23 protein-coding genes are annotated in these 19,341 nt (G+C 60.9%); 9 read left to right on the top strand and 14 right to left on the bottom strand.

Annotation, left to right across the window (positions count from 1 at the left end; all coding sequences use genetic code 11):
* Positions 1-39: 39 nt before the first annotated feature.
* Together KUL25_RS07075 and purB are read right to left on the bottom strand one after the other, a co-directional pair.
* The gene (locus KUL25_RS07075; protein WP_161489752.1) at positions 40-207 is read right to left on the bottom strand and encodes a hypothetical protein; all 168 of its coding nucleotides are present in this window, start codon (positions 205-207) and stop codon (positions 40-42) included.
* A 140-nt stretch (positions 208-347) separates the two neighbouring features.
* A complete protein-coding gene (gene purB, locus KUL25_RS07070; protein ID WP_257892300.1) occupies positions 348-1,652 on the bottom strand; it encodes an adenylosuccinate lyase in 1,305 nt (434 codons plus the stop codon).
* Between purB and KUL25_RS07065 the strand changes: the two genes are divergently transcribed.
* Both KUL25_RS07065 and KUL25_RS07060 read left to right on the top strand, forming a co-directional pair.
* Complete coding sequence (locus KUL25_RS07065; protein WP_257892299.1) at positions 1,651-2,121, top strand: DUF6314 family protein; 471 nt, start codon at positions 1,651-1,653, stop codon at positions 2,119-2,121. The two genes, purB and KUL25_RS07065, sit on opposite strands and share 2 nt — an antisense overlap.
* Positions 2,122-2,251: 130 nt before the next feature.
* Positions 2,252-3,592, top strand: a complete 1,341-nt coding sequence (locus KUL25_RS07060; protein WP_257892298.1) for a hypothetical protein — start codon at positions 2,252-2,254, stop codon at positions 3,590-3,592.
* A gap of 44 nt (positions 3,593-3,636) precedes the next feature.
* Here KUL25_RS07060 and KUL25_RS07055 read toward each other — a convergent pair whose 3' ends face one another.
* From KUL25_RS07055 to KUL25_RS07040, 4 genes are all read right to left on the bottom strand, one after another.
* Positions 3,637-4,056 (bottom strand): hypothetical protein, encoded by a 420-nt coding sequence (locus tag KUL25_RS07055; RefSeq protein ID WP_257892297.1) that lies wholly within the window; start codon positions 4,054-4,056, stop codon positions 3,637-3,639.
* A 70-nt stretch (positions 4,057-4,126) separates the two neighbouring features.
* Entirely contained in the window at positions 4,127-4,750 is a 624-nt protein-coding gene (locus KUL25_RS07050; RefSeq protein ID WP_257892296.1) for a class I SAM-dependent methyltransferase, read from the bottom strand.
* Between the two features lie 78 nt (positions 4,751-4,828).
* On the bottom strand, positions 4,829-5,587 hold the full coding sequence (locus KUL25_RS07045) for a carbohydrate ABC transporter permease (RefSeq protein ID WP_257892295.1): 759 nt from the start codon (positions 5,585-5,587) through the stop codon (positions 4,829-4,831).
* Between the two features lie 256 nt (positions 5,588-5,843).
* Entirely contained in the window at positions 5,844-6,473 is a 630-nt protein-coding gene (locus KUL25_RS07040) for a LysE family translocator (protein WP_257892294.1), read from the bottom strand.
* A 422-nt stretch (positions 6,474-6,895) separates the two neighbouring features.
* On the opposite strand from KUL25_RS07040, the gene KUL25_RS07035 reads away from it, so the two are divergent.
* A complete protein-coding gene (locus KUL25_RS07035; protein WP_257892293.1) occupies positions 6,896-7,594 on the top strand; it encodes an endonuclease/exonuclease/phosphatase family protein in 699 nt (232 codons plus the stop codon).
* On the opposite strand, the gene cls is transcribed toward KUL25_RS07035, so the two are convergent.
* Both cls and KUL25_RS07025 read right to left on the bottom strand, forming a co-directional pair.
* On the bottom strand, positions 7,591-9,039 hold the full coding sequence (gene cls, locus KUL25_RS07030) for a cardiolipin synthase (RefSeq protein WP_257892292.1): 1,449 nt from the start codon (positions 9,037-9,039) through the stop codon (positions 7,591-7,593). The genes KUL25_RS07035 and cls overlap by 4 nt on opposite strands.
* 441 nt (positions 9,040-9,480) lie before the next feature.
* Complete coding sequence (locus tag KUL25_RS07025) at positions 9,481-9,954, bottom strand: Crp/Fnr family transcriptional regulator (protein ID WP_257892291.1); 474 nt, start codon at positions 9,952-9,954, stop codon at positions 9,481-9,483.
* 167 nt (positions 9,955-10,121) lie between these two features.
* Here KUL25_RS07025 and KUL25_RS07020 point away from each other — a divergent pair, with 167 nt between their 5' ends.
* The 3 genes from KUL25_RS07020 (at position 10,122) to KUL25_RS07010 (ending at position 13,343) form a co-directional block, all read left to right on the top strand.
* Positions 10,122-10,670 (top strand): hypothetical protein, encoded by a 549-nt coding sequence (locus tag KUL25_RS07020; RefSeq protein WP_257892290.1) that lies wholly within the window; start codon positions 10,122-10,124, stop codon positions 10,668-10,670.
* A 586-nt stretch (positions 10,671-11,256) separates the two neighbouring features.
* Positions 11,257-12,657, top strand: coding sequence for a selenium-binding family protein (locus KUL25_RS07015; protein WP_257892289.1), 1,401 nt, complete (start codon positions 11,257-11,259; stop codon positions 12,655-12,657).
* A 14-nt stretch (positions 12,658-12,671) separates the two neighbouring features.
* Positions 12,672-13,343: a hypothetical protein gene (locus KUL25_RS07010; RefSeq protein WP_257892288.1), complete on the top strand. Its 672-nt coding sequence runs from the start codon at positions 12,672-12,674 to the stop codon at positions 13,341-13,343.
* A gap of 224 nt (positions 13,344-13,567) precedes the next feature.
* Here the strand turns inward: KUL25_RS07010 and KUL25_RS07005 are convergent, their stop codons facing one another.
* Positions 13,568-14,770, bottom strand: coding sequence for a pyridoxal phosphate-dependent aminotransferase (locus KUL25_RS07005; protein ID WP_257892287.1), 1,203 nt, complete (start codon positions 14,768-14,770; stop codon positions 13,568-13,570).
* A gap of 107 nt (positions 14,771-14,877) precedes the next feature.
* Between KUL25_RS07005 and KUL25_RS07000 the strand changes: the two genes are divergently transcribed.
* From KUL25_RS07000 to KUL25_RS06990, 3 genes are all read left to right on the top strand, one after another.
* Positions 14,878-15,279, top strand: coding sequence for a helix-turn-helix domain-containing protein (locus KUL25_RS07000; protein WP_068358791.1), 402 nt, complete (start codon positions 14,878-14,880; stop codon positions 15,277-15,279).
* Positions 15,276-15,551, top strand: coding sequence for a succinate dehydrogenase assembly factor 2 (locus KUL25_RS06995; RefSeq protein WP_257892286.1), 276 nt, complete (start codon positions 15,276-15,278; stop codon positions 15,549-15,551). Before KUL25_RS07000 ends, KUL25_RS06995 begins: the two co-directional genes overlap by 4 nt.
* Before the next feature lie 104 nt (positions 15,552-15,655).
* On the top strand, positions 15,656-16,153 hold the full coding sequence (locus KUL25_RS06990; RefSeq protein ID WP_068358825.1) for a MarR family winged helix-turn-helix transcriptional regulator: 498 nt from the start codon (positions 15,656-15,658) through the stop codon (positions 16,151-16,153).
* A 221-nt stretch (positions 16,154-16,374) separates the two neighbouring features.
* Here the strand turns inward: KUL25_RS06990 and KUL25_RS06985 are convergent, their stop codons facing one another.
* Genes KUL25_RS06985 through ccmA form a run of 5 tightly spaced genes read right to left on the bottom strand, consistent with a single transcriptional unit; the run spans position 16,375 to position 19,201 of the window.
* Positions 16,375-16,968: a DsbE family thiol:disulfide interchange protein gene (locus KUL25_RS06985; protein WP_257892285.1), complete on the bottom strand. Its 594-nt coding sequence runs from the start codon at positions 16,966-16,968 to the stop codon at positions 16,375-16,377.
* Positions 16,965-17,126: a heme exporter protein CcmD gene (ccmD, locus tag KUL25_RS06980; protein WP_282563252.1), complete on the bottom strand. Its 162-nt coding sequence runs from the start codon at positions 17,124-17,126 to the stop codon at positions 16,965-16,967. The genes KUL25_RS06985 and ccmD overlap by 4 nt, the downstream gene beginning before the upstream one ends.
* Complete coding sequence (gene ccmC / locus KUL25_RS06975; RefSeq protein ID WP_257892283.1) at positions 17,126-17,857, bottom strand: heme ABC transporter permease CcmC; 732 nt, start codon at positions 17,855-17,857, stop codon at positions 17,126-17,128. Before ccmC ends, ccmD begins: the two co-directional genes overlap by 1 nt.
* 55 nt (positions 17,858-17,912) lie before the next feature.
* Entirely contained in the window at positions 17,913-18,569 is a 657-nt protein-coding gene (ccmB, locus tag KUL25_RS06970) for a heme exporter protein CcmB (RefSeq protein ID WP_068358778.1), read from the bottom strand.
* Positions 18,566-19,201, bottom strand: coding sequence for a heme ABC exporter ATP-binding protein CcmA (gene ccmA, locus KUL25_RS06965; RefSeq protein ID WP_257892282.1), 636 nt, complete (start codon positions 19,199-19,201; stop codon positions 18,566-18,568). Before ccmA ends, ccmB begins: the two co-directional genes overlap by 4 nt.
* Positions 19,202-19,341 lie beyond the last annotated feature (140 nt).

The raw sequence follows: 19,341 nt of genomic DNA, 5'->3' as shown, positions 1-19,341 counted from the left end.
GGTCCCGCCAGCACCGTGGCACAGGCGGAACCGGATGCGTCAGCTGGAGGCCGTGGCCACGCAGGCCATCGCCTCTGCATCCCAAGTCATACCGCCGGCGCAGCTGATTTGCGCTTCGGTCGAGGACGCGCCCCAACTGCATTGGGCCTGTGCAATCGCGGGAACCACAAGCAGGACGCTGGCGGCAAGAAGGGTCTTGATCGTCATGAAAAGTCTCCTGTTCCGTTGAGCGGCTAGTTTACGCAGCGTTAACGTAACACGACCGCGGCATCCGGCAAGAGGTCCATCAGATCACATCCCGTGCCGTCCGACATGACGCCCTTTCTTTGGGCAAACCCCGGCAGGTGTCAGTCGCCGAAGACCCGCGCAAAGATCGTGTCGACGTGTTTGGTGTGATAGCCAAGGTCGAATTTCTCTTCGATCCCGTCCACCCCCAAGGCGGCCACGACAGCCTCATCGGCCAGCAATTCCTCGCGGAAATCCGTGCGCTCTTCCCAGACCTTGAGCGCGTTGCGCTGGACCATGGCATAGGCATCTTCGCGGCTGACACCGGCTTGGGTCAGGGCCAGAAGCACCCGCTGGGACATCACCAGACCGGGGAATTTGTTCATGTTGTCCATCATATTGTCGGGGAAGATCAGCATCTTGTCGACAACGCCGGTCAGGCGGTTCAGGGCGAAATCCAGCGTCACCGTGGAATCCGGCCCGATCGCGCGTTCGACCGAGGAATGCGAGATATCACGCTCGTGCCAGAGCGCGACGTTTTCCATCGCGGGCACCACGGACATGCGCACGAGCCGCGCCAGCCCGGTCAGGTTTTCGGTCAGAACCGGGTTCTTCTTGTGCGGCATCGCGGAGGATCCCTTTTGCCCGACCGAGAAGAACTCCGCCCCTTCCAGCACTTCCGTGCGCTGCATGTGGCGGATTTCCGTGGCGACGTTCTCGATACTGCTGGCGATGACGCCGAGGGTGGCAAAGAACATCGCGTGGCGGTCGCGCGGGATGACCTGCGTGGAAATCGGCTCGGGCGTCAGGCCCAGTTGCGCGCAGACATGCTCTTCCACGCGCGGATCGATGTTGGCGAAGGTGCCGACGGCGCCCGAGATTGCGCCTGTTGCCACCTCTTCACGCGCCAGCTTCATGCGGGCAAGGTTGCGGTCCATCTCGGCGTAGAAGCGGGCAAACGTCAGGCCCATCGTGGTGGGCTCGGCGTGGATCCCGTGGGACCGGCCGACGCGCACGGTCATCTTGTGTTCCATCGCGCGACGTTTCAGGGCGGCCAGAAGGTTCTCCAGATCCGCGATGAGGATATCTGCCGCACGCACCAGTTGCACGTTCAGGCAGGTGTCGAGCACATCCGACGACGTCATGCCCTGATGCACGAAACGCGCCTCATCGCTGCCCACATGTTCGGCCAGATGGGTGAGGAAGGCGATGACGTCATGCTTGGTCACGGCCTCGATCTCATCAATGCGGGCGACGTCGAATTCCACGTCCTTTGCCTTCCAAACGGCGTCCGCATTCTCGCGCGGGATCACGCCCAGATCGGCCATCGCGTCGCAGGCATGCGCCTCGATCTCGTACCAGATGCGAAACTTGGTAGCGGGCTCCCAGATGGCGACCATTTCGGGGCGGGAATAACGGGGGATCATGGGCTTGCCTTTCGCGGAGGTTTTCGGCTGTCTGATACGAAGCTACGGCAAAGGGGGCAACCCGGTGCGGCAATTGGCAGATCTTGAAGGCCGCTGGCGCGTTCTACGCGACATCGACGACCGCCGTGCAGGCCTGACGGGCCGGTTCGAGGGCGAGGCCCTGTGGTCCCCCGATGCCGATGGTCTGACCCAGACCGAGACGGGCGTTCTGCGCTATGCCACCGCCGCCCCCATGCAAGCCACGCGCCGCTACCTGTGGCGCGAAGACGGGAACGGGCTGCATGTATTTTTCGACGATGCTCGCCCGTTCCATACCGTCCCCGCACAGGGGCAGGAGGCGCTGCACGATTGCCCGCCCGACACCTACCGCGTGCGCTATACCTTCGCGGAAGATGCCTTCACCACCGTCTGGCACGTCACGGGGCCGCGCAAGGACGCGGTGCTGACCACGTATTTCACGCGGGCGTGACGCGCCAAAGAAAGCATGGCTTGCAACGAATCTGGCTGCGTAGGACCCTGAGGGCCTTATTTCATTTATTCCGGAGCCTCCCGCCATGCGATTGCCTGCTCTTGTTTGTCTCCTTTCCGCCAGCCTGTGCTTGCCCCTTGCCGCCCAGGATGGAGAGGCGTTCATCTGGCATTACAGCGCCGTATTCCCGATTGATCCCGCCGCGGCTGAACTGAACCTCGTGGCGACCCAGCCCGGCGATCTCTCGGACGGTGCCTTGCCGGGTGGCCTGATCTGGGCGCGTTGCGCGCCGGGGAACGCGGCAGGCAATGTGGTATTGAGGATGGAGGCCTATCCGTCCTCGGGCATCGCCTTTGACGCCTATGATGTGCGGATGTCGGACGTGCCGGTTGGGAACGAGTTGATTGTGGCCAGCACCATCGTGAACCGCGCGCCTGGACAGCCCACCGGCGGACGCGAAATGATCGTGGATGCCGACGGCCCAGAGATGGCTTTGCTGGCGAATTCTGCGTTGTTTTATTACGGAATCACGGGGTTCGAGGATTTCTACTACCCCTTCGACTTGACCGGGAACCAGGATTACGTGGGCCGCTTCATCAGCGATTGCGCCACTGTCTCTGGCGGCGCGCTTGTGATCCCGACCTTGCCCCTGCCGGGTCAGGCAGCGGGCGCTTTGGTGCCCGACCTTGGCCCCGAGATTTCAGGCCACGTCTGGTCACGCTTTTCTCAGGTCAGCGACAACGTGTTCGAGACGCAGCTTCGCGTGATCTACGGCGTGCCGGAAACGGACGACGTGGCAATCATGGGCCAGTGTTTCATCGGCGCACAGGGGCCGCTGGTCGCGTTGCAGATCGCCGCTGATATCACGGGGTTGGCCGAGAATGACCTGGCGACGTTGCGTATCCGAAACGGCGCCGGGCAACAGATCGACGTGGACGGCAGTGTGATCGGCACGGCTATCGAATTCGGCGTCTCGGGGATCGAGCTGGTGCTGGAAATGTCTGATCCCGCGTGGCTGGTGATCGCAGGCGATCCCACCGTGCACTTCGAACGTGTCGGCGGGGCCGGAGGTTTCACGCTGACGGGAAACGGGCCAAGCACGCTGGGGCCGTTCCTGACCGATTGCGACCAGATCGACAGGCTGACACCGGAAAGCGGGCTCAGCCCTTCCGCACCGATTGGCGCGCAAGAGGGGTATCTGGCCTGCGACAGTTTCGGGCGCGTTGGATCGCGAGAGACCGGGCAGCCTACGGTGGTTACGTTTCGCAACGAGACAGGCCTTTTCAGGGCGCTCTTGTGGATCGACCCCAATGGGGTTCCGGTGGATCAGGGCGGCCTGAACCCCGGTGAGGCGCTAAGCTTCACCACCGACCCCGGCCATATCTGGATGGCCACCGATGGGCCCGGCAATTGCCAGGAGATGATCCAGCCGGTTGTGGGTCAGACGATCTATAGCCTTACTGTGCAATAGATGTTTTATGACAGGATCTTGTGGGGCGAAGTTAAAGTGATGCTTTAACTCCCCTCGGCCCCCTTCGAGGCGGCCATGATCCGGTCCGCTTTCTTGCGGACCAAGACGCTGCGCAGGTCGTGCATCGCCAGCAGCAGGCGGTCTGTGACGTCTTCAAGGTCCTCATCGCTGGCGCGGCTTTGGGCCCAATGGGTTGTCAGGTTCAGGTAATCGACCGCCCGGTGAATATCGTCGATATCGCGATCCGCAAGGACCGCAAGGCGTTCCTCCATCCATTCGGCGATGACCGCGTTTTCCTCATCGCTCAACACATGGTCGCCGTGGGGTTTGACGTTGCCGTTGCGCGTATTGACGACCGCGATCTCGTCCATCTCGATCCGACGCTGCCGGTTCTCGGTGGAGACCCGAAACACCGCTGCACCGTTTTCGCGAATGCGGAAGTAGTATTCGGGCAGATCGGTCATGGGCCTCGGTCCGGTCAGGTCAATTGCGGGTGACTGTCTGGACTACGGGGCCCGTCGTCAAGCCGCAGCGCTAAACGCGGCGTGCGACCATGTAAAGGCGGGGTGGGGTGCCGGGTTGTGTCGTTTCTTCCAGCGTTTCAAAACCAGCCGCCGCAATCGCCGTCCGAAGCGCTGCGACGCGCTGGTGCGTCACGTAGGGCGCTTTGCCGAACAGGGCCATGACGCTGACCAGCGGCTTGAAGAACCACCGCTCTCCCAGGCACGCGGTCTTGGAGATGAACACGCCGCCGGGCTTGAGCATGTCGTGGATCTGCGCCAATGCCTCGGTCTGGTTGGGCAGCAAATGCAACAGGTTAAGCGCAAGGATCGCATCGAAGGGCGCGCCTTCCGCCACCTCTGGATCCCCTGCAACGCCGGTGTGCAGCGTGATGTTGTCAACGCCCGCCTCGGCCACTTTCCCCCGCCCGATCTCGACCATGGCCCCAGAGATATCAGTGGCGGTGATATGGGCGACATGCCCCGCCAACTCCAACGCCGTGGAGGCGGTGCCGCAGCCCAATTCCAACACGCGGTCCGTGGGTGAGAGGTGCGCGATGGTACGCTCCAGCGTGGCGCGATAGCCCTCCATATCCGAGATCGCGGAGGTCGCGTATTTGGGCGCGGCTTTGTCCCAGAACGAGGCGGATGAGGTCACGGGCGTCTCCTTTTGCGTCACGTTGCGGCGCGAAGCGCCCGCGCGATACGGGGAAACCGAGGCGGGATGGCCCCGCCGTCACGCCCGGATCGGGGCCAACCCCTTGGCAATCCAACGCTGCGCGATGGCGAAGACGACGAGGGGCGGCACCATCGCCACCATAGCAAGTGTCAGCGACGCGGGCGAGCCGATGCGCAAAAGCGAGATGCCGCTGACCACGGTCGCCCGCTCGGGGGCGGAGGGGGTGGCGACCAGCGGCCAGAGGTACTGGTTCCACCCCAGCACGAAAAAGAACGCCAAAAGCGCCGCAAGGATCGGGATCGAGAGCGGGATGATGATATCGATGAAGACCCGCCACGGCCCCGCCCCATCAAGCCGCGCGGCCTCGATCACCTCGGGCGGCAGTTGCTTGAGTTGTTGGCGCAGGATCAACGTGCCGAGGCCCGTGGCCACGACGGGAAGGATCAACCCGGTGTAGGTGTTGAGAAGGCCCAGGGCGTCCGTGACGAGGATCGTCGGCATGATGCGGGATTCAATCGGCAGGAACAGGGGCAGGATCAGCAGCGGAAAGATCACGCCCGCCCCGGGCACGCGGAAGAAGACGAGGGCGAAGGCGGCCAGAAGCGAGGTGGCGGTTTTCAGCACCGCCACGCCCGCCGCGATGATGAGTGATGTGGCCAGCATCTGCCACAGGTCCGGCCGTGGGGTCGTCGGTTGCGCCAGGGTGGACAGCGCGGCGAGCGAGAAGCCGTTGACCAGCAAAAGGGCAGGCGGCCCCAGCATGACCACGCAGCCGAGGATCAGGATCACGTGGTCAAGGGCGCGGGGGCGAGGCATGGGAGTGGCGTAGCGGGCGGCGGGGGAAGGAGCAAGGGAAAGCGGCGCGTGCAGGGATGCTCAAGCTTGAGCAGGGTGGTTAAGTTGTTGAAAAGGTTGGGGAAGGGGATTTTTGTTAAGGTTTTGTTAGGGCGTGTGGGGTGGCCTGGTGTTTGTCACCTTGGGCGGGATGCGGACGTCCGCTGCGCTGCGCATGGAGGTCTGCTTTGCGGACGTTGCTGCCATTAGTCTCTGGCAATAAATGGCTGCTTTTAGTTTAAGCGCGCCTATCGAAGGCCAGCTTTGCGGCTAGACCGACGAACACGAACCCCGTCAGGTACTGAAGCACACGGGCGGCTGACTTGTTCCGGGCGAGAAAGCCACCGATCCCGCCCGCAAACGCACCGATGAATGCGTTTATGACGGTGCCACCGATGTTCAAAACCGTCCCCAAAATGAGAAACTGGACGAGGACCGACCCACGATCCGGATCAACAAACTGCGGAACCAAGGCCAACATGAAAATCGCGACCTTTGGGTTCAGAAGGCACACCAGAACACCATCCTTCCAGGCTTGCCAGCTCTTCGAACGATCCACGTTCTTCGGCCTCAACGCACTGATTGGATGGGTAAACGCCTTGAACGTGAGGTATAGAAGATAGCCCACTCCGGCCCATCGGATCACCTCGAATGCAATCGGATTGGCAGCAATCAAAGCAGCGAGACCGAGACCACCGGCGAGGGCATGAATGAATGAGCCAGTCGCGATCCCAAACGACGCTGCGATTCCTGCTCTCGGTCCCGAATTAGCGCCTTGGCCCAAACAGAAAAGCATGTCTGCTCCCGGCGTGAGATTCAGCGCCAGTGCGATGGGAACGAACAAAAGGAGTGTGTTGAGGTCGACCATGCTGCTCACGGTACAAAAAACCAAATAGCTGCGAAACACTAAACAGGTTCAAAGCAGGCTTTCGCCGCGTCGTAAGGCCTTGGTAGGTCTGGGCTCGAACCTGCCTTTCTCCACCCTGCGGCATCGGGCGCATTCGTGCTCTTGGAGGCGCTCATCAAGCCCCTCAGCGGACCTACATCACGATCGTCGATGCCGCTATGCGGCTTCCCTCAAGCGGACGTTGATCGTCAACGCAGCAATCTGAAGTTCTGGCGCTGGGAACGCGCCATCACGCTGGTTTGTCACGGTGTCAGGACACACCCATTCGCGCGCCCTCCGGGAAATCCCGTGATGGACAGAAGCCAATAGTTGCCGAACCGGCTTTCACCAAGATCGCGACAAGGTAGGGTTATTTTTCGCCCCTTGAACCCTATCTTTTGCTCATGAGCGCACCTGGAAAAATCGCTATCGCCAGCTACAATATCCGCAAGGCAATTGGCCGTGACGGTCGCCGCAATCCGCGACGCATTCTGGATGTGATCGCGAACCTGAGCGCCGATGTTGTCGTGCTACAAGAAGCCGATTTTCGGTTTGGCGGACGCCGCCCGATTTTTGACGCGGATGAGTTGCAATCAATTACTGGTCTTCGCGCCGTCGACGTGGCCCCGGATGTTGAGGGCCTTGGATGGCACGGCAACGTTCTTTTGTTGAGACCGGATGCGGCCATCCAGAGCGTAAAAGCCGTTCCGCTTCAGGGATCGGACCCGCGTGGCGCGGTTGTCTCGGATCTGGATTTGCATGGTCGTTCTCTACAGTTGATCCACGGCCATTTGGGTTTGCTCCCTCATCAGCGGGCGCGACAGGCAACACTGTTGGCTGCTGAAATCAGCCACACGCCCACCGTCATACTCGGGGACTTCAACGCCGCTGGTCCCCGCCCCCCCAGCCTGCGTGGCTTGAGTTCGGTATTGAACGAGGTTGTGCATGGGGCGACCTTTCCGACACGGTGGCCCTGCCTTCGGTTTGATCGCATGTTCCATTGCGACGGCCTGGCCGTGTCGGATCCAATGGTGGTCGATACGCCGTTGACGCGCGTCGCTTCAGATCACCTTCCGATCAAGGCGACCTTTCACTGGACCTAAAGCAGGGGAGACGCCAATCGTGCCATACTGTCTTTGAACCGCAACAATCGCGGTCTGGCGGCGTAGGCATCCACATCAAAAGGCATGCAACCGTTCAAGTCTTCCAAGAACGCAGAGACCAGCTTTGCCGATACCGCTTCGTCATAAATCACCGCTGTCAGCTCGTAATTGATGCTGAATGATCTGATGTCCCAATTGGCTGATCCGATCGAGCATATCTTGCCGTCAACACAGATTGTTTTGGCGTGTAGATACCCCGCCTCATACATCTGCACATCCACACCGGCTTGGGCAATTTCGGCGGCGAAGGTGTTCGCGGCCCAATAGGGCAAGAATTGCCCGGGTCCAGACGACGAGATCATCACCTGCACATCCACACCTGACAGCGCCTTCATTTTCAGCGCCTCACTAATCGTCTCATCAAGGATCAAAAACGGCGACTGGATCAGAACCTGATGTTCTGCGGTTGTGATCATCTCAAAATAAAGCTGACGGATCGCTTCATATTCGCTGTCTGGACCCGACAAGCAGATTTGCACCGGCATGAATGCGTCATTGGTTTTATCCGAATGATCGGAAAAATATGGCGTCGGGTCTAACTCTTCGTCTGTGGCATTCATCCAATCTACCAGGAAAATGCTCTGCAAGGCCCAGACAGCGCTGCCCTCGACTTGGATGTGCGTATCTCGCCAGCGATCAAATCCGGCGGGCGGGGCTATATGTTCATCACCGATGTTCAGCCCCCCGGTGAACCCTACGGCGCCATCGATAACAGCAATTTTACGGTGGTTGCGGTAAGAAATAGTGTGGATACGCCAGAGCGACGAAAAGGGCATGATTTGGATACCTGCGGCACGGGCTTGCCGCAGATACCGACGGCTCAACAAGGTAAAGCTGCCAATAGGATCGTAAAGAATACGAACCTCAACTCCCTGGGCTACCTTTTTCGTCAATAGGTTCAACACTCGGTCGCCGAAGCTGTCAGCGTTCCAGCTGTAATAATGCAGATGAATGGAGTGATTGGCCTGTTCCATCGCGGCAACCATCGCGGGATAGGCGAGGTCGGCATTCTGCAACACGGCCAGCTTGTTGCTCGTGGTGACCATCGAATTGCTATTGGAATGGAGCAGTTTTGCAATCCGCAAGGCCGTTGGGTTGGTCTTTTTGAAGCTTGCCAAAGAGTCGTTGTGTTCGGTCTGGATACGCGCAAACAAAACCGCCATCTCGTTGGGCACACCTTGTTCCGTTATCTTGAACTTGCGCACAAACGCTTTGTGACCGCGTCCGAGAAACAGGTAGATGCCCAAGCCGACCAAAGGCAGCAAGGCGAAGACAAGCATCCAAGCGAAGGTCGATTTAGGGGTGCGGTTCTCGGAAATAATGAATGCTACCACGCTCAACAAATAAGATCCGATGAGGAGTTGAAGTATCAAAGGAGCGGACATCGTTGGTCCCAATCTTGCCTGGAATTGATTGCAAACCAAGTTACGCAGCCGTCACCTGGATGAAAACAGTCCACGTAGCTTGAGTTGGCTTTGAATGGTCGAGAGCGCCACTATGGACCGTACCGCCATCACCAAGCGCCCATGTGCAACGCACATCGAAGTTGCGGCCCAACTTGGCCAATGAGGGCTATTGGGTCAGACATCGCCCAAGAAATACTGTCTGTTTAACGATGCAGACTTCCCATTTAACGACCAAATCTGAAGTTCAGGGCAAGTCTGCCTTGGGGGCGAAGAAGCCGTTCTTCGCTCTGCTGCACCCCCGGTTCAGCCGATTTATTCACAGCCGCCGACGGCCCATTGCCAGACCTTCGCCACGGCTACAGCGAACAGCAGCAAAGAGGGATGCTGCAAACTGCATAAATGTCCGCTTCTCTTTGCTCTCTACCTGCTGCGTAGACGGCTCATCGTGACGGGCGTGATCCCCAAAAAGGATGCGATCAACGCATGAGTGAAGATGTCTTCATAGCCGGGGAAGGCTTGGCGGAACCAGGTCAGCCGCTCTGCTCCGCCAAGTGCGGCGAGACACCATTCGCGCTCTGCCTTTTCACTCAACGTGTCTTGTAGAATGCCATTTGCCCAGTTTCGGATGGGTCCAGATTCAATCATCAGATTTGTAAGCCGATGCGTATCGATCCAACAAAGCGAGGCCTCTTTGGTGGCCTGGATCGACACAAGGGACACGCCATCCCGCGTTCGCGCGATATTCGGCGTCACAACGCAGGGACCGACATGGAGCCCAACGCACACTTCCTTGCCGTCCTGGTCACAAATGCTGCTGGCCAGGCACCCCTCCAGAAGAATGACCTCATCTGAGGCGGGGTGTTCCTGGTTGGCAAGACGCGCGCCCTTGTTCAAACGCTGACCTCTCCAATGGGAGGCAAAACCGTCTGCAAGACCTGTTTCAGACAGGTCAGGTGACTGTGCGAGAAATTTCCGTAGATCCATCTTGGCATGCCTTATCAAATGATAATGCGCGTGGCTTCACCCAAGGGCAACTTGGAACAGATCAAGGAGGTCCCAAAATGATTCACACAGGTCTTTCAAGGTACATCGGATTTGCCGCCCTGGGCTGCGGGGTGATAGCGACAGTCATCTACGTGCTGATGATCAGCGTCACGCTTGTCCACATCGAAGCTGTCTCGGGACAGGTGCCATTCGATATGCGTCCGCTTGGCTATGATCCCACAGACGCCGCGACGCTTCTTGAAGCCTTGGGGGCGGAAGGGCGCGCTTATTACCTCCGTTACCAGATCACTCTGGATACGCTTTACCCGGCCATGCTCGCGCTGACTTTGATCGCCACGTTCATCTGGCTTGGGCGACGTATGCCCGGCAGCAAGCTTGTTCGCCCGGGCATAATTCTTTCGGTTGGCTGTGCCGTGTTCGATTATGTCGAAAACATTGGAATCGCGGCGATGATCTGGAGTTGGCCAGAGGTCTCAATTCCACTGGTATATGCCGCCAGCACAGCCACACTTGTTAAATCGGTCCTCACAACTTTGGCTGTCCTACTTGCGCTTCTGATCGGCTTTCTCTGGGTGCGTCTTCCCAAAGCGGACCTTTGTCCTTAGGCGGGCAATGGCCGTTTCGTCCGTCTTAGCTGACATCCGCGGGTCGCCATTGCTCCGTTTGCGGCGTATGGCCGCTTTGCGGAAGCTGCAATGCGGTATCGAGGCGGTCGATCAATGGCAGGTGTGGGCCGTTAACGCATTCGAAGTGTTTCCAAGACTGCCTATGGGCGCGGCACTGCAGCCAAATCCCGCTTCGTCCCCAATCTGCGCGCGTCTGATCTACACACAACCCGAACCGCTCCACGGCGCGACATCACTCCGACGGGTTTGAATAGGCGTATCAAGACTGGTCGTGATCCTATGAACCTGCCGTCCAAGCGATGCGAAAAGCAAAAGCATACTCAAATGTCAGACAATTGATTGCCAGACTCTTTTTTTTGCGCATAGTGATCTGAGGGACGCTGGTTTTCTGGCGTTTGTCTTTAAGCTGAAGGAGCAGGCTTCATCTGCGGCGGCCAGAAAAGTGGCGCTACGTGACGGTTAGGCAAGTATGAAGACCGGGGGGAGGAGACCCCGCTATTTCGGCCCTTTGGCCCAAAAAACCTACCCCGCCAAAGCGGGTCTTTTCGCAAATGGGAGGACCACTATGAACCTACGACCTGATCCAACATTTCACGCATCCCCAAAGCTTGCCATGCAAGCCCCGGTGGAGAACTACGCCTTCACAGTGATGCTGAGCCCCGATGGCTCACAATCCGATGGCATCGCCGTGATCGACCTGAACCCGAAATCCGAAACCTACGGGGAAATCGTTCATCAGGTGATTGTGCCCAACAAGGGCGACGAATTTCATCACTTTGGCTGGAACGCCTGTTCCTCGTCCTTGTCGCCGCTGACGGGACATGCGTTTCTTGAGCGCCGCTACCTGATCGTGCCGGGCATCCGATCCTCACGCATCTATATCATTGACGTGAAAGACCCCCTGAAGGCGCATATCCACAAGACGATTGAGCCGGAAGAGCTGTTTGCCAAGACCGGCTATTCGCGCCCCCACACGATCCACTGCGGGCCCGAAGGCATCTACGTGAGCACCCTCGGCGGCGGTGGCAAGGACGGGACCGATGGCCCCCCTGGCATCTTCATCATGGATTGCGAGACGTTCGAAATCATCGGCCGCTATGAGATGGACCGTGGCGCGCAGGACAAGCACTACGATTTCTGGTGGAATCTGCCGCAGGACTACATGGTGTCGTCCGAATGGGGCCTGCCGCCTCAGTTTGAGAACGGCGTGGTGCCAGAGGATCTTCTATCCAACAAATACGGCCACTCGATCCATTTCTGGGACCTGCGGGCGCGCAAGAACATTCAGACCATCGATCTGGGCGAGAACTACCAGATGGCGCTGGAAATCCGGCCCGCTCATGATCCCACCAAGTCCTATGGCTTCTGTGGTGTCGTGGTCGATACCACCAACCTGCAAGGCGCGATCTTCACGTGGTGGCGCGATGACGACGGCGTGTGGCAGGCCAAGAAGGTTATCACCATTGATCCGCGGCCAGAGGACGCCGACAATCTGCCGCCGCTTCTGAAGGGTTTCGGCGCGGTGCCACCGCTGGTCACAGACATCGACCTCAGCCTTGATGACAAATACCTCTACGTCGCGTGTTGGGGCTTGGGGGAGATGCATCAATATGACGTCTCCGACCCGTTCAACCCAAAGCTCGTCGGTAAGGTCGAAGTCGGCGGCATCGCCAAGGGGGCGGCACACCCCAACGGCAAGCCCTTCGCCTACGGCCCGCAGATGGTAGAGATCAGCCGCGATGGCAAACGCGTCTATTGGACCAACTCGCTCTATTCCACATGGGACGATCAGTTCTACCCCGATGATGAGGGTGGGCAGATGGTCATGGCGGATGTCGGCGAGAACGGGGGCCTTACGTTGAACAAGGGCTTCTACATCGACTTCCCCAAGGGCTTGCGATCGCACCAGATCCGGTTGGAGGGCGGTGATTGTTCAACCGATAGCTTCTGCTACCCGTCCGTTTGAAGGCTGGCGTCTGAATGTTCGGTGATCTGAACACTATGGCGGCCCTTTGGGGGGCCGTCATTTTTTCGGGCCTGTACCATGGATTGAACCCCGGAATGGGCTGGCCCCTTGCGGTGTCGGCGGCCCTGATGGAGCGTAAGCCGAGCGCCATGCCAAAGGCGCTGGCGATGCTGGCGTTCGGCCATTTCCTCGCGATGATCGGCATCCTGCTGCCGTTCTCGCTCATGATCGTCTTGGTGGCGTGGGAGGCGCAAATTCGCATCGGCGCGGGCGTCGTGGTGATCGCCATGGGCGTCTACTTGCTGATCAACCGCCGTCACCCAAAAATCCTAGCGCGCGTTCACCCGGCCCGTCTGGCGCTCTGGTCGTTCCTTGCCGCCACAGCCCACGGAGCGGGCTTGATGCTTGTCCCTATCTACCTCGGCATTTGCGGCATAGGGGCGGAAGAGACTGGGCATTTGGCGGCACAGGCGTTGATGTCCAGCAATGTCCTCACGGCCTTCGCCGTCGCTGCCGTCCATACGTTTTCAATGACGGTGGCAGGCGGCGCTATCGCCGTGATCATCTACCGCTGGTTGGGTCTGAAATTCCTGTCGCGCACGTGGTTTAACCTCGACATCGTCTGGGCGCTGAGCCTGATCGCAGTCGGAGCATTCGGAATAGCATCGGCCTATCTGGGCCACTGAGACGGACCGGATACTCGAATGCCGCAATTCTAGAAATAATTGCAACCATGAGGCGAAACACCGGCCTTGTCCGCAGTGCCGCCCCAAATTGGGTCCGAATGCTGCGCAACGGACGAATGTCCGTTTTGGGGAAGCTGCGCTGCGGCGAAAGAGCATGCAACGAATAGCAGCTAAGGGCCGAAACCCGCGCCCCACCCCACATCAGCGGGGCGGGGCGCTGGCCCTTACGTCAACGCCGCGCAGAAGTCCTGGATGCGGGTGCAGGCTTCCTTCAGGTTCTCGTCGGACGTCGCGTAGGACACGCGGAAGGCGGGGGAGAGGCCGAAGGCACCGCCGAAGACGACGGCGACGCCGGATTCCTCTAGCAGCGCCTTGGCGAAGGTCTCGTCGGTGTCGATCTTCGTGCCTGCGGCCGACGTCTTGCCGATGCAGCCATGGATCGAGGGGTAGACGTAGAAGGCGCCTTCGGGGGTGGGGCAGTCGATTCCCTCGGCCTCATTAAGCATCGAGACGACCAGATCGCGGCGGCGCTTGAAGGTCTCATTATTAGGGGCGAGGAAATCCTGCGGGCCGTTCAAGGCCTCCACCGCCGCCCATTGGGAGATGGAGCAGGGGTTGGACGTGGATTGCGACTGGACCTTGCGCATGGCCTTGATCAGATCTTCCGGCCCGGCGGCGTAGCCGATGCGCCAGCCGGTCATCGCATAGGCCTTGGAGACGCCGTTGCAGGTGAGCGTGCGGTCCATCAATTGCGGCTCCACCTGGGCGGGGGTGGCGAATTCGAAATCGTCATAGACGAGGTGTTCGTACATGTCGTCGGTCATCACCCAGACGTGGGGGTGCTTGAGGAGGACATCGGTGAGGGCCTTCAGCTCCGCCGCCGTGTAGCCCGCGCCGGTGGGGTTGGAGGGGGAGTTGAAGATGAGCCACTTGGTTTTTGGCGTGATTGCGGCGTCCAACTGGTCTGCGGTGATCTTGTAGCCGGTCTGGGAGGGGCCTTCGACAAACACGGGCTCACCACCCGCCAGCAGCACCATATCGGGGTAGGAGACCCAGTAGGGCGCGGGGATGATGACCTCATCCCCCGGGTTCAGGGTGGCCATCAGCGCGTTATAGAGGATCTGCTTGCCGCCGGTGCCGACGGTGACCTGCGCGGTCGTGTAGTCCAGATCATTGTCCCGCTTGAGTTTGGCAACAATGGCTTGTTTCAATTCGGCAATGCCATCCACGGCCGTGTATTTCGTCTTGCCCGCGTTGATCGCCGCGACGGCGGCGTCCTTGATGTTCTGGGGCGTGTCGAAATCGGGCTCACCGGCGCCCAGGCCGATCACGTCCTTGCCCTGCGCCTTCAACTCGGCGGCGAGGTTGGAGACGGCGATGGTGGGGGAGGGTTTCACCCGGGCGAGCGTGTCGGAAAGGAAGGGCATCGTGTCGCGTCCTTTGGGGATGGAGCCCGCAGGATCCGGGCTATATTGCGTGTATGGGTTGCATAGAGCGGCCACCTTGCGCGATCAACCTCTAGAAGGAGATTCCCATGGACGACACGTCACTTGAAGGGGCCACCTGGTTCGATGCGGAGACGACGACCTTCGGGGATCGGGTCACCGGCGCGCGGGAAGCGGCCGGGCTGACCCAGCCCGAGTTGGCCAAACGTCTGGGCGTGAAGGTCAAGACGATCCGAGGGTGGGAGAATGACCAATCCGAGCCGCGTGCCAACAAGCTGGGGACGTTGGCGGGCATTCTGGGCGTATCGATGATGTGGTTGCTGGCGGGGCAGGGCGAAGGCCTCGATAGCCCCGAGTTGACCGATCCTGTTGATGCGGATGTGGAGAAGATCCTGATCGACCTGCGCCAGATGCGCCAGGAGCAGGTGTCCCTGGCCGAGCGGATGGGCCGCATCGAGAAGCGCCTGCGCGCGGCGTTGGGCAACCCATGAGCGAGACGCGCGAGATCCGGCTGAAGCGGCTGCGGCTGCGGGCGTGGCACCGGGGGATCAAGGAAATGGACCTGATCCTTGGCGGATGGGCGGACCGGAACCTGGGGGATGCCGATGATGCGACGCTGGACGCGTTCGAGGGCGTGATGGCGGAGTCCGATCACGACCTTTATCAATGGGTTTCGGGCCAGGCGGAGGCGCCTTCAGAGCTGGCCGAGATGATCGAACGGATCGGCGCAGACATGCGCCCGACCCTGGGGCGGGGTGCCTGAGGGCGGCTAAGCCTCTCATTTCCAAAGACCTTTTGTGGCTTAACGGAATGTTCGTGTTTTTCCCCGAATCTACGGCGAAAGCATTGATTGCGGAGCCTGAAATCATGAGTATGCATGCGCCCCTTGCCTCACCGACCCAGTCCGGGTTCCTGGTGGGCTATCTGGAATCCCTTGCCATGGTGGAGCGCCTGCATCGGCTGCTTCTAGATGTGATCAAGGATGAATTCGAACGGCTGGGGGTGCTGGACATCAACGCCGTCCAGGCGCTGTTGTTGTTCAACATCGGCGACAATGAGGTGACGGCCGGGGAATTGAAGTCTCGCGGCTATTACCAAGGCTCCAACGTCAGCTACAATCTTAAGAAGCTGGTCGATATGGGCTACATGCACCACCAGAAATGCGAGATCGACCGCCGCTCGGTCCGGGTGCGCTTGACCGAGAAGGGCCGCCATGTGCGTGACACTGTCGATGGGCTGTTCGAGCGCCACTCCGAAGGGCTGGAGAAGCAGGGCGTGCTGAGCGCCGACGGCGTGGACCGCCTGAACCATTCGCTCAAACGGATCGAGCGGTTCTGGTCGGATCAAATTCGCTACATCTACTAAGGCGGACGTCGGGCCCGGACATTTGGGCCGGACGTCGGGGCTGGATGATGGGGCCGGGGCTAGGCGTCGGCCTGGTAGCCGCGCCGACACCGTTACTCTGGCACCGTCAGGCTTTGGGCGCGCATCGTTGTGAGAGCAAGGGCGTTGGAGCGCGCGCAGGGGCAGGACCGCACAGCCGGCCCCGGCCTGCGGCGGACATGTTTGCCAGGCGGCGCGGCGCGCTAGTTCGTTTCGGCGACACCCAGGGGGCGAAGATCAGGCAAGGTGTATCCGGCCTCGGCCAGGATCGGGCGGATCTGGTTATCCAGGGATCGCCGCACGATTGGCCCACGGAAATGCAGAACGATCACCCCATCGCCGTCAATGAAGAACGTCTCAGGCATGGCGACGACACCCCAGTCGCGGCCATTGCGGGCCTCGGCATCGGTGCCGATCAGATCATAGGGGTTCCCGAGTTCGTCCAGAAACGACAGGGCCTGAACCTCGCGATCGCGATAATTCACCCCGTAAAGCGGAACGCCCGCCTCGGCCAAGGCCGTCAGCGTCGGATGTTCGGCCCGGCACGGCGGACACCAGGAGGCGAAGAAGTTGAGGATCACCAGACCCTCGCCCTCCAACGCGTCACGGGTAAGAAGCGGCGTGCCCGGCAGCACCTCCAGGTTGAGCGGCGGGGCCGGGTGACCCTGCTGCGCCGAGGGCAGGGATTGCGTGTCGACGCCCGTGTTCTGGGCATCGCGGTTGTTGGCCAATTGCAACCCCATCATGGCAAACAGACCGGCGGTGATGACCAGCGGTATGACCATCAGCCACTTCATGATGTCGCTCCGGATTTTCTGCGCGCCTCGACGTCGGCCAAGCGCTTCGCGATTCGCCGCGCACGAACCACCGACGCAATGACCAGCGCCACAAGGCACACAATTGTTCCGGCATAGGCCGACAGAATCGGCACCGCATATTGTCCAAGATCCACCATCACGCCATCTGTTCCTGCGCGATCAACGCCTTGAGGCGGCGAGCCTTGATCTCGGTCCGGGTGCGGTAGAGCACAAGGGCCAGAAACAGAAGGAAAAATCCGCCGATGCAGGTCCATAACGGATAGGCGAAGACGTCGGCGACGTTTTCTTCGGCGTCCATGCTTAGCGATGCGCCCTGGTGCAGGCCCTGGTTCCAGAACAGGATCGCATAGCGCGAAATCACGGCGAAGACCGTGCCGACAAGGCACAGGACCGAGGTCAGGTCTGCCGCCGCGTCTGGGTTTTCCACCGCTTCCCACAAGGCCATGTAGCCCAGGTAGAAGAGGAACAGGATCAGGAAGGAGGTCAGGCGCGGATCCCATTCCCACCAGGTGCCCCACATCGGTTGACCCCAGACCGCCCCGGTGAACAGGCCGATCAACGTGAACACCATGCCGATCGGCGCGGCGGCCTTGGCGGCCAACGCGCTGACGTGGTGGCGTCGGATCACCCAGATCAGCGACGTCACCAGCATCATGAACCAGGCCGAAGTCGCCATGATCGCGGCGGGCACATGGATGTAGATGATCTTGACGGTAGACCCCTGGCGGAAGTCATTGGGCGTGAAGAAGAACCCCCAAACGAGGCCGCCAACAAGGACAAGCGCTGCCAGCCCGGACACCCAGGGGAGCAGCGCACCCGACGTTGCCATGAACCGACGCGGGTTCGCGTATTCCCAGACAGAAGACATGGGCGCGAACATAGGCGTGCGATCTGCCCGTCACAATGCGACGATGTGGTTCAATTCAGCGCAGATTGACGCGGAGCGCGCTGGCGGCTGCAAAGGGCAAAATGGCGCAGGCCCCCAGGGTGATCCCGGCCGTCAGGATCAGGGGTGTCGCGGCATCGAGGCCCTGGGCACCTCGGGTCGCGGTGAGGGCGCCGAAGATCAGGGTCGGGACGTAAAGCGGCAGCACCAGCAGCGACAAAAGCAGCCCGCCGCGCTTGATCCCGACCGTCAGCGCGGCCCCGAAGGTGCCGATGGCCGACAGGGCGGGCGTGCCCAGGGCAAGCGACGCGATCAGCCAGGGGAACCCCGCCGCTGGCAAGTTCAACAGCAACCCCAGGATCGGCGCGGCGGCGACCAGCGGCAGCCCGGTTGTCAGCCAGTGGGCCAGCGCCTTCAGGGCGCTTGCGGCTTCCAACGGCAGCGGCGATGTGGCGATCAGATCCAGCGTGCCGTCTTCCCAATCGAGCTGAAAGATCCGGTCCAGCGACAGGAGGCACGCCAGCAGCGCGCCAAGCCACAAGAGCCCCGCCGCGATTTCGGCCAGGCGGCCCGACTCTGGCCCGATGCCGAAGGGGACAAGAGCGGTGAAGATCAGGAAGAACGCGAGGCTGAGGCCAAAGCCCCCGCCCGCGCGCAGGGCCAACGCAAGGTCCCGTTTCAGCAGCCCGATCATAGGGATGCCCCCAGGAACGGGTCGTCCGCGAAGGGATCACCGGCAGGCAGGCCCTTGGCGATGAAGGGCGATATGTCGAGGGTACGTGCCGTGGGCAGGCCCAGGTCGATATGCGTGGCGATGATGGCGGCCCCGCCGCCGCGCAGATGGGCCTCCACCGCCGCCGCGAAGCGGGCGGTGTTCTCGGTATCAAGCGACACCGTCGGCTCATCCAGCGCCCAGACCGGGCGACCTGTCACCAACAGCCGGGCCAGGGACAGGCGGCGCTTCTGGCCGGCCGAAAGCTCGCCCGCCGGGCGGTCGGCAAGGGGGGCAAGGGCGAAGGCGTCGATGGCGGGGGCGATGGTGTCGGTCCCGAAGATGCTGGCCCAGAACGCCAGATTCTCGGCCACGCTCAGTTGCGCCTTCAACCCGTCGGCGTGGGCGGCGTAGGCGATGGCGCCCTCGGCGTGATCGATCGTGCCCGCGATCGGCGGGGTCAGCCCGGCCAAGGTGCGCAGCAGGGTGGTCTTGCCCGCGCCATTGCGGCCACGCAGGATCAGCGCCTCGCCCCGCGTCAGGGAAAAGGACACGCCCGCAAGGACTTGCGCGGGCCCACGGGCACAGGCGAGATCGGTGACGGTCAAAACCATAGGCATTCGGTAGCGGGTTTGGCTGGGGTGGGGAAGGGGCCGCCGCACACCCATGCGCCGTCGCACGGCGGAAAAGCGACACGGGCGCGGTTTGCGGCTGCGCGATTTGAGGTGATTGACGCCCCGCCCGGGGCAATGTA

It is taken from the genome of Gymnodinialimonas phycosphaerae (genome assembly GCF_019195455.1).
Classification (GTDB): Bacteria; Pseudomonadota; Alphaproteobacteria; order Rhodobacterales; family Rhodobacteraceae; genus Gymnodinialimonas; species Gymnodinialimonas phycosphaerae.
Note: the sequence above shows the minus strand (reverse complement) of the source record. Positions and strands in the feature narration are given on the sequence as shown.